Source organism: Collinsella aerofaciens (assembly GCF_901212495.1).
Lineage (GTDB): Bacteria > Actinomycetota > Coriobacteriia > Coriobacteriales > Coriobacteriaceae > Collinsella > Collinsella aerofaciens_H.
In genome coordinates, this window is the sequence record NZ_CAAKNY010000068.1 from 58,335 (window position 1) to 67,870 (window position 9,536).

General features: G+C 59.7%; 7 protein-coding genes. 1 reads left to right on the forward strand and 6 read right to left on the reverse strand.

Going from position 1 to position 9,536, the window contains the following annotated elements; genetic code table 11:
- Positions 1–10: 10 nt before the first annotated feature.
- The 6 genes from SFLMC1_RS07865 to SFLMC1_RS07890 form a co-directional block, all read right to left on the reverse strand.
- A complete protein-coding gene (locus SFLMC1_RS07865) occupies positions 11–1,405 on the reverse strand; it encodes a CCA tRNA nucleotidyltransferase (RefSeq protein WP_152074629.1) in 1,395 nt (464 codons plus the stop codon).
- 195 nt (positions 1,406–1,600) lie between these two features.
- Positions 1,601–2,533, reverse strand: a complete 933-nt coding sequence (locus tag SFLMC1_RS07870; RefSeq protein ID WP_152074628.1) for a 1-phosphofructokinase family hexose kinase — start codon at positions 2,531–2,533, stop codon at positions 1,601–1,603.
- A gap of 186 nt (positions 2,534–2,719) precedes the next feature.
- Positions 2,720–3,652 (reverse strand): 1-phosphofructokinase family hexose kinase, encoded by a 933-nt coding sequence (locus SFLMC1_RS07875; protein ID WP_154063925.1) that lies wholly within the window; start codon positions 3,650–3,652, stop codon positions 2,720–2,722.
- A gap of 74 nt (positions 3,653–3,726) precedes the next feature.
- Positions 3,727–5,430 (reverse strand): phosphoenolpyruvate--protein phosphotransferase, encoded by a 1,704-nt coding sequence (gene ptsP / locus SFLMC1_RS07880; RefSeq protein ID WP_152074627.1) that lies wholly within the window; start codon positions 5,428–5,430, stop codon positions 3,727–3,729.
- A gap of 133 nt (positions 5,431–5,563) precedes the next feature.
- Entirely contained in the window at positions 5,564–5,827 is a 264-nt protein-coding gene (locus tag SFLMC1_RS07885; protein ID WP_022094575.1) for an HPr family phosphocarrier protein, read from the reverse strand.
- A 373-nt stretch (positions 5,828–6,200) separates the two neighbouring features.
- Positions 6,201–8,219, reverse strand: a complete 2,019-nt coding sequence (locus tag SFLMC1_RS07890) for a fructose-specific PTS transporter subunit EIIC (RefSeq protein ID WP_152074626.1) — start codon at positions 8,217–8,219, stop codon at positions 6,201–6,203.
- Between the two features lie 271 nt (positions 8,220–8,490).
- Between SFLMC1_RS07890 and SFLMC1_RS07895 the strand changes: the two genes are divergently transcribed.
- The gene (locus SFLMC1_RS07895) at positions 8,491–9,348 is read left to right on the forward strand and encodes a MurR/RpiR family transcriptional regulator (RefSeq protein ID WP_152074625.1); all 858 of its coding nucleotides are present in this window, start codon (positions 8,491–8,493) and stop codon (positions 9,346–9,348) included.
- Positions 9,349–9,536 lie beyond the last annotated feature (188 nt).

A 9,536-nucleotide genomic window follows, 5' to 3' on the forward strand; every position in this document is an offset into this window, starting at 1 on the left:
CCCAAAATAACTACCCAAGGTTGAGGTGGGCCAGGAGGGCTTCTTGAGTATTGGGAATGTTGTCCTCGATCACGGCGTCGAGGGCGGCGTTGAGCAGTTGTCCCAGTTCCGGCCCTGGCTTGACGCCGGCGCGAATCAAGTCGCCGCCATTGATGGCAAGCATCTTGAGCCTATAGGGCTCCCCCGCCGCCAGCAACTCGCGAGCCAGCACGCGCATCTCCTCGATCGTCTCGACGTAGTAGAAGCACGAGGGCGCCTTGCCGAGCGTATCGGCACGCTTAAGGTCCATGAGCTCGTCCATCAGACGCGGCGTATCGACACCCTCGCCCGAAAGCGCGCGCATCATATTGAGCAGGCAGGATCGCTCGGGACGCAGCGGCTTGTCATGGTATTTGATCAGCAGGCACACGTCGCGCACCAAATCGTGCGCAAGCGCCAGGCGATCCATGATGACACGCGCCTTCTTGGCGCCGAGCTCGGGATGACCGTAAAAGTGGCCGCTACCCGCATGATCGACCGTAAAGCACTCGGGCTTGGAAACGTCATGCAAAAACGCCGCCCACATAAGGCTCGACGAAGGCGCGACGTCATCGCACAGCGCCAGCTCCCCGGCCACCGTCAGCACGCGGGCGATATGCTCGTAGACGTTAAACGCATGATAGACACTGCGCTGGTCAAACCCACGAGCCAGCGCAAGCTCGGGCACAGCGGCGCAAATAAGCTCGGGGTAGCGCATCATCGCATCTCCCCCGTGGCCGGTCGAAAGGATGCCCTCGAGCTCAATACCCACGCGCTCGCGTGCCACGGCATCGAGCAGCGGAGCGCACACGGCAAGCGCCTGTTTGGTCTTAGGCTCGATCATAAAATCCAGGCGGCAGGCAAAACGCACCGCGCGCAGCATGCGCAGGGCGTCCTCGTTAAAACGACGCTTGGGATCTCCAACAGCGCGGATGAGCTTGCGCTTCAGATCGCCCTGGCCATCGTAGCGGTCGACGAGACCGCGCTGAGGATGCCAGGCCATAGCGTTAACGGTAAAGTCGCGGCGCGCCAGATCGTCCTCAAGCGACGCCGCACGCTCCACACTCTGGGGATGGCGACCATCGGTGTAAAAGCCGTCCAGGCGGTACGTGGTGACCTCAATGCGCTCGCCATCGCAAATAGCCGTGATGCCGCCAAATTTAATACCCGACTCAGCTACTCCAATGCCGGCGGCCTCGAGCGCCGCTTTGGACTCCTGCCACAGGCCGCTGCAGCACATGTCAACATCGTGGCTGGGGCGCCCCATCAGGGCATCACGTACCCAACCGCCAACGTACCAAGCCTCAAGACCGGCCGCCTCGAGCGCACGCAAGACACGAATGGAGGCATCGGTCGGCTGCGTACCGTTGAGCGAAACATTGCACATGCCTATGGCCTCCTGCACTTGCGAGCGTTAATCGATGGTTCTCAAGAAGTCTAACAAGAAACGAGAAAGCGCGCACACGCAATCGCGTCTTCGAATCGATAAAACGAGACAGCAGACGCCACATACGTTCAGTGCGCAAAAAACACCCGCCCTGGAAATCCAAAGCGGGTGTTCGGCAACGATTATTCGATGCGGCTAGCAGACCTGACGAACTTCGATGTGCTTCTTGTATTCGTCCACCTTGGCAAAATCGCCCAAGCCCGCGCACTCGACCACGTTGGCACCGGTGGCCATCGAAAGGCGCAGGGCATCCTCGACGCGCTCGGGGGCGTCGTGCCACACGGACAAGAAGGCAGCGAGCGAGGAATCGCCGGCGCAGACGGTCGACAGCACCTTAACCTCAAAGGTGCGGTTGGCAAACCAGATGTGCTCGCCATTGGAGAAGTACGCGCCGTCGCCACCAAGGGTCAGCAGCACGTTCTTGGCGCCCTTAGCATGCAGCTCGGCCATTGCACTCTTAACGGACTCATCGTCGCCACCGCTCACCTTAATGCCGAAGATGTCGAGCAGCTCGTCGTCGTTGGGCTTAATGAGCAACGGCTCCATAGCAATGAGGTCGGCCAGCTGATGGCTCGAGATATCGAGCACGAACTCAGCGCCTTTCGCCTTCACGCGACGCAGGACCTCGGCCAGGAAGCCCTCGGAGGTGTTGGGGGGCAGCGAGCCGCTGATAACCAGGCAGGTCATGTCGTCAAGCGAATCGATGAGCTCAAACATCTCCTGCTCGTTGGCTTCGTTAATGGCGGCACCGGCATTGACCATGTTGTACTCGGTATCGGGACCGGCGTTGAGGAACACGTTGACACGCGTGATACCGTCAGTCCACACGGGCTTGACGGGCACGCCAAGGGCCTCAGCGCCCTGAACGATGAACTCACCCGAGAAACCGGCGAAGAAGCCCAAGATCGTGGTGTCGACACCGTAGTGGTCGAGCGTAAACGAGACGTTGAGACCCTTGCCGTTGGGAGTGTAGACCGCGTTACGGGTGCGCGTAACGGTATTGGCGGACAGGCCATCGCAGGAAATGTTGTAGTCAATAGCGGGATTTGCAGTGAGCGTGTAAATCATGAATGTTCCTTTCACGAAGCAACGTACTAATGAAAGTATATTCCACACTTCGGCAAAAGGCTACACCAACTCGGCGAACGGTGTGGAAGCGGTGAAGGGCGGTTTCATCTCACTTTTCCCACGAAAAAAAATGGCGCCCCGACCGAAGCCAGGGCGCCACATGGACACGATGCTATCGCGTTTCGCTTACTTGCGGTCGAGCTTTCGGACGGCAACGCGCTTGCTGTACTCGTCAACGTGACCGAAGTCGCCAATGCCCACGGACTCGGCAACGTTGGCGCCGGTGGCCATAGCGAGCTTCATGGCCTCCTCGACGTTGTCGCGATCCCTGTACCACTTGTGCAGGAACGCAGCGAGGGTGCAGTCGCCGGCGCAGACGGAAGAGACCAGCTTGATGTTGAACTCACGCTTGGCGTACCAGATGTCTTCGCCGTTAGAGAAGTAAGCGTCGCCGCGGCTACCACGGGGGAGCAGAACGTTCTGGACGCCGGCGTCGTGGGCGAGCTTCATGGCAACGCGAACCTCGTCGTCGGTGTCGACCGGCACGCCGAAGATGGCCTTCATCTCGTGATGGTTCGGCTTGATGAGCAGCGGCTTCTTGTGAGCGAGCTCCTTGAGCTTGTCGGAGGACAGGTCCAGGACGACGTCGGCGCCACGAGCCTGAGCGTGCTCCATGACCTGAGCCAGGAAGTCGGGCGTAGCTTTGGGAGGCACGGAACCGGAGACGATCAGGCACTCAAGGTCGCCCGCGGTGTCCAGGATGTTGTAGAGCTCCTCCTGATGCTGCGGCGTAATAGGAGCACCGGGGTTGAGGATGCCGTACTCGTGCTGGCCATCGTTGACGTAGGTGTTGATACGCGTGATGCCGTCAGTCCAGACCGGGCGGCACAGGCAGCCCAGGTTCATGACCTCCTCGACGATGAACTTGCCCGTGAAGCCCGCGAAGAAGCCGAGCGCGACGGTGTCGACGCCCATCTTCTTAAAGGCGAAGGACACGTCGAGGCCCTTGCCGTTGGCCGTGTAGCTGGCCGAGCCGGTGCGGACGTTCTCGTCGGGCTCGAGCGGAGAGCTCGAAACCGTCATGTCGACAGCCGGGTTAGCGGTTAGCGTGTAGAACATTTACAGTACCCCCTGTATATGTGAGGGCCGCGTGGCCGGCCCATTCCAACCACGCGGTTACCTCTGATACCAAATTAACGAGCTGCGGACTCGAGCAGCGCCTTGACCTCGGCGGCAGTATTGCAGGCGAGCGCCTTCTCGGCGAGCTCGTCGCACTCGGCCTTGGTCCACTGGCTGATGGTCTTGCGGGCGCGCAGGATGGACGGAGCGCTCATCGAGAACTCCTCCAGGCCCCAGCTGATCAGCAGCGGCTCAAGCAGCGGATCGGCAGCGGCCTCGCCGCACATGCCGACCATGATGCCAGCCTTCACGCCGCTCTCGATGATGTTCTTGAGCGAGCGGAGCACGGCGGGATAGTACACCTGGTACAGGTTGGAGATGGTGTCGTTGCCACGGTCGGCGCACATGGTGTAGCCGATCAGGTCGTTGGTGCCGATGGAGAAGAAGTCGGCGACCTCGGCCAGACGGTCAGCGAGCAGCGAGGCGGCAGGCGTCTCGACCATGATGCCGACCTCGATGTTCTCATTGAACTTGCGGCCCTCTTCGGTCAGCTCGGCCTTGCACTGCTCGACGAGCTCCTTGACGGCCACGACCTCCTCGACACAGGTGACGAGCGGGATCATGATCTTGACGTCACCGAAGGCGCTGGCGCGCAGCAGGGCACGAAGCTGAACCTTGTACTGGTCGGGGTTGGCCAGGCAGTAACGCACGGCGCGGAAGCCCATGAAGGGGTTGTCTTCCTTGACCATGTGCAGGTACGGGATCTCCTTGTCGCCGCCCACATCGAGCGTGCGGATGATGACCGGAGCGCCCTTGAGCGCGGTAGCGACCTTGCGGTAGGCGTTAAACTGCTCCTCCTCGGAAGGAAGCTCAGCAGAGTCCATGAACAGGAACTCGGAGCGGAACAGACCGATAGCCTCGGCGTCGTGATCGAGCGCGTTGGGCACGTCATCGGGGTTACCGATGTTGCAGGCGATGATCTTCTTGATGCCATCGGCAGTCACAGAAGGCTTGCCGCGGAAGGCCTCGAGGGCTGCCTTCTCGGCAGCGAAGGCCTCGGCCTTGGCGGTGTAGGCAGCGAGCGTCTCCTCGTCGGGATCGGCCTCGACGATACCCTTGCCGCCGTCGACGACAACGGTCATGCCGTTGCGCAGAGCGGTGCAGCTGTTGGCAACCGAAAGGACAGCCGGGATCTCGAGGGCACGCGCGATGATCGCGGAGTGCGACGTGCGGCCACCGGTCTCGGTTACGATACCGGCAACGTGGGCCTTATCGATCGTGGCGGTCATGGACGGCGTAAGGTCGTGCACGACAACGACGGTGTTCTCGGGCAGGACGGAGAGGTCGACGACCTCCTTGCCCAGCAGCTCGGCCAGAATACCGGTGCGGATGTCGGCGATGTCGGCCGCGCGCAGACGGAACATCTCGTCGTCCATGGACAGGAACATGTTCTCGAACATGGTCGAGGTGTCCATGAGCGCCTGCTCGGCGCAGGTGCCGCCGTCAATGGCGGCGTTGATGGCGTCGGTCATGCCCGGGTCCTGAGCCAGGACGATGTGTCCGCTCATGATCTCGGCCTCGGCCTCGCCCACCGTCTCCTTCATGTGGTCGGCCTGAGCCTGTGTCTTCTCGCAGAAGACCGAAAGAGCGGTCTGATAGCGCTCCTTCTCTGCTGCCGAATCAGCGACCTCGTGCGGTTCAAACGTCAAGTCGGGATCGACGGCGACCATGACGGTGCCGATACCGATGCCCTCGGATGCGTTGACTCCCTGATACATTCCCATTCCTCTCTCCGTGCCATGTGATAAAGCGTTTTGCCATATCCATGACAAAAGAGCGCAGCTACCTTGATACAGGTCACTGCGCCCCCAAGTATGAACTTAATTGTTCAACATGCGACCCGTTTGAGTTCTACTCGCCAAGACCGCTCTTGATGAGCTCGATGGCAGCAGCCAGAGCCTCGGCCTCGTCGGCGCCGTCGCACTTGACCTCGACCTCGGTGCCACAGGGGATACCAGCGGCCATGAGGGCCATCGGGGACTTGCCGTTGACCTCCTTCTCGGGGGTGACGACCGTCACGTCGCAGGCATACTTGCCCATGGTGGAGGCGAAGAGGCCAGCCGGACGCATGTGAAGACCCTGCGGATTGACGAGAGTAGCCTTCTCAGAAACCATAATTGACTCCTTTTTTGTGTTTAACCCCTGTCATGCATGCGACAGGAGTCAGATTCACGACGTTGTTTATATTAACTCACATCAAACGGTTTTTCATTATGTTTCGCACGAATTGTTGGACAGATGTCGTTTCCGCAGCAATATCGTGCGAACGGAATTCTGGCTGATTTCATGTGCGCCTGGTTAATCTATTTGATGGCGTCTATCTATACCCTTCTGTAAGTTGCGGTGAAATAGGGACTGAATTCTGGGTTGAATCGTTTAAACAGTCCCTATTTCACCGCAACTTATGGGAGGGACAGAAAAAGGCGAAGGCCCTGGAGAGGGGCTCCGCCTTTGCTACAGGGGGCGATTGAAACCGCTGTCTGTGGGGCTAGACCAGGCGGGCGTTGATCGTCTTGGCGATCTCGGCGGCGTCGGTGGAACCCTTGACGGTGGCACGGAAGTCCTCGTCCATGAGCGCCTCGGCGACTTTGGACAGGATCTTGAGGTGCGTGGTGCCAGCCTGTGCACCCGGGATGAGCAGGGCGATGGCCACGTTGACGGGAGCGCCGTCCATGGTATCCCAACCGGTCACGCCAGAGTCGTCCTTGACGACGATAACGGCAGCCTCGGTAATGGCGTCGGACTTGGCATGCGGGATGGCGAAGCCCTCCATCATGCCCGTGGTGCCCTCTGCCTCGCGGGCAAGGAAGGCGTTCATCACGGCGTCGGCGTCGCCGGCGATACCGGCTTTGACGGCCTGGTTGGATACAAAGCTCAGGGCCTCGTCACGAGAAGCGAAGTCCTCGGCGACAAAGACGTTCTCGACCTTCACGAAGTCAGCAGCCTCGGCCTTGGGGGCCTCGACAGCAGCGGCTTTGGGGGCCTCAACAGACTTGGCAGCGGAAGCAGCAGGAGTGGCCTTCTGATTCTTCTCGAAGTCGTACTTCTTGAAGGCCACGAACAGGATGCCACCGACCACAGCGCCGATGAGGATCGCGAGGACCCACAGCGGACCGTTCTCGACAACGGGCAGGACCAGGAAGCCACCGTGGGGCGCCGGATCGTGAACGTTGAACATAATGGTCAGGATCGAAGCGATAGAGGAACCGAGCATCATGATGGGCATGACGGGCCAGATGTTCTTGGTCATAAACGGAATGGCGCCCTCGGTGATATGGGTGCAACCAAGAATGAGGTTGACGACACCGGCGTCATGATCCTCCTGGCTGAAGTACTTCTTGCCGACGACGACGGCGAAGGTGGTGATCAGCGGCGGAACGATGCAAGCGGCGGAGACGGCAGCCATGAAGTTGGTGCCGAAGTTGTAGGTGTCGGTGCCAACACCGGCGGCCAAGGCCTCGGTAAGCATAGCGGTACCGGTGACGTAAGCAGCCTTGTTGACCGGGCCACCCATGTCAAAGGCGCACATGCAGCCGATGGCAAGACCCAGGACAACGGCGCCAGAGGCGGACAGACCCTTGAGGAAGTCCATCATGGCGGTGTTTATGGCAGCCATGGGGCCGGAGATGCCGAGCATGACCAGACCGACGATGGCGGTCGAGAACAACGGGTACAGGAAGATAGCCTTAAGGCCGTCCAAGTTCTTGGGCAGACCGGCAAAGACCTTCTCGAGCAGCAGAATGACATAGCCGGCGAGGAAGCCGCCGACGATGCCGCCCAGGAAGCCGAAGCCCACGCCGGCGCCACCAGCGTCGATCATGCCGGTATCGGCGTTAACGGGCAGACCCTGGATGGCGATCATGCCGGCAACAAAGCCGGGGACGAGCGCCGGACGCTTGCCGATGGACTCGGCGATGTAGGCGGAGAGCACCGGAACCATGAGGTTCATGGCGATACCGCCGATAATCTTGAGCATCGCGGCAAAGCTGTTGTAGTCGGCAGCCGTCGAATCGAAGGACGTGATGCCCCACAGGAACGAAACGGCGGTCAGAACACCACCGGCGACGACGAAGACCAGCATGTGGCTGACGCCATTCATGAGGTGCTTGTAGATGACGTGGCCGATGGACTCCTTCTCCTCGACCTCGTCCTCGTCCTCGACATCGGCGGCAGCGGAAACCGTATCGTCGCCCTTGGCGGCGAGCGCGTGGTCGATCAGCTTTCCGGCGGCCTCGACGGACAGGGCCTTGGAAACGCCGACGGAAACCATGGGCTTACCGGCGAAACGCTCAGCCTGGACATCCTTATCGGCTGCGACGACAACGGCCTTTGCACCGGCGATCTCGCTCTTGGTGAGCTCGTTTTCGACACCGACCTGGCCATGAGTCTCAACCTTAATGGTCAGACCTCGCTCGGCAGCTGCCTTCTCCAGCGCCTCCTTCGCCATGAAGGTGTGCGCAATGCCGGTCGGGCAACCGGTCGCGGCGATGATGTCAAACTTAGCCATGTGTCCCTCCTTTTTAAGTTTTGCGCCCGCAGGCGCTCCCCTACACGCGCGTCCTTGCGCGCTTTTCCACAAATGAAAGATACCAACCTACCGTCCGCGTGAGAAGAGACAAGGCGCAATTCTCCGGTGAAAGGTTCTTTCATAACCGTAAACGGTAGATGAAAGTTTACCATCAACACTTGAAACGGCAAGGTGTATCTTGTAATTGAAAATGCCCGTATACTATGCATAGAAAAACAAGTCCGATTTTCATGCCAACCAGGAGCCACCCATGACCGATAGCAGCAAGAGCGCGCTCTCCCTTATTAGTACGCACAAAGGGTACAGCGAGTCCGAGCAGCGCATTGTCGACTATATCCTAGAGCACCAGTCCGAGGCTCCGCGTCTGACGGCCGCCCAGCTCTCGCGCGCCGCTGCCACGTCCGAGGCGACGGTCTCGCGCTTCTGCCGCAAGCTGGGCTTTGGCAGCTTCCGCAGCTTTCAGTTTTCGTTGGCGCGCGACTTGGAGAGTCAGCGCAACGAGGGCCTGACCGACGAGGTCTCGCTCGACAACATGGAGCAGAGCCTTAAAAATATCCTCGCCGCCAAGGTGAGCGAGCTTAATGCGACCATCGACGGTATTGATCACGACACCTTGGCCACAGTTGTGCACGCACTTAAGAATGCCGGCGTTATTGAGTTCGCCGCCGTGGGCAATACGAACGCGGTCGCGCTCGATGCGACATTTAAGTTTTCGCAGCTGGGTCTGCGCTGCATGGCAAGCACCATTAGTGAGACCGCAATCGGGTTTGCATTGACCCTAAAGCCCGGTGACGTTATCGTGCTCATCTCGAACTCGGGTAAGTCGCGCCGACTGAATCGCATGGCAAAAGCAGCTCGCGAATGCGGTGCTACCGTAGTCGTCATCAGCAGCGACAGCAAGTCTCCGCTTGCTCGCCTTGCCGACTACACCTTTAATACCGTGAACCACGAGGCACTGCTCACCACGGGCGACTTTGCATTCTCTAAAATCAGCGCAACGATGATCATCGAGGTGATCTACAATTTCCTGCTACCCGAAATCGAGGACGCGCGCGAGCATATCAGCTACTACGAGGAGCTCATCCAGCCGGATAAGGTCGTAGAGTAGGCAACTTGGGGAGCCGATAGACGCCACTCGCCACGAAACCGGCCCATCTACTACGTTTTATCCGTATGGCCCAACCACATACCGAAAATAGAGAAAACCGCAGTCGTTCTACCTGCGGTTTTCTTTTTGCAATTCTTGCCGTGGTTACCGATAGCCTATTAAACGTAGTAGATGGGCCGGTTTCGTGG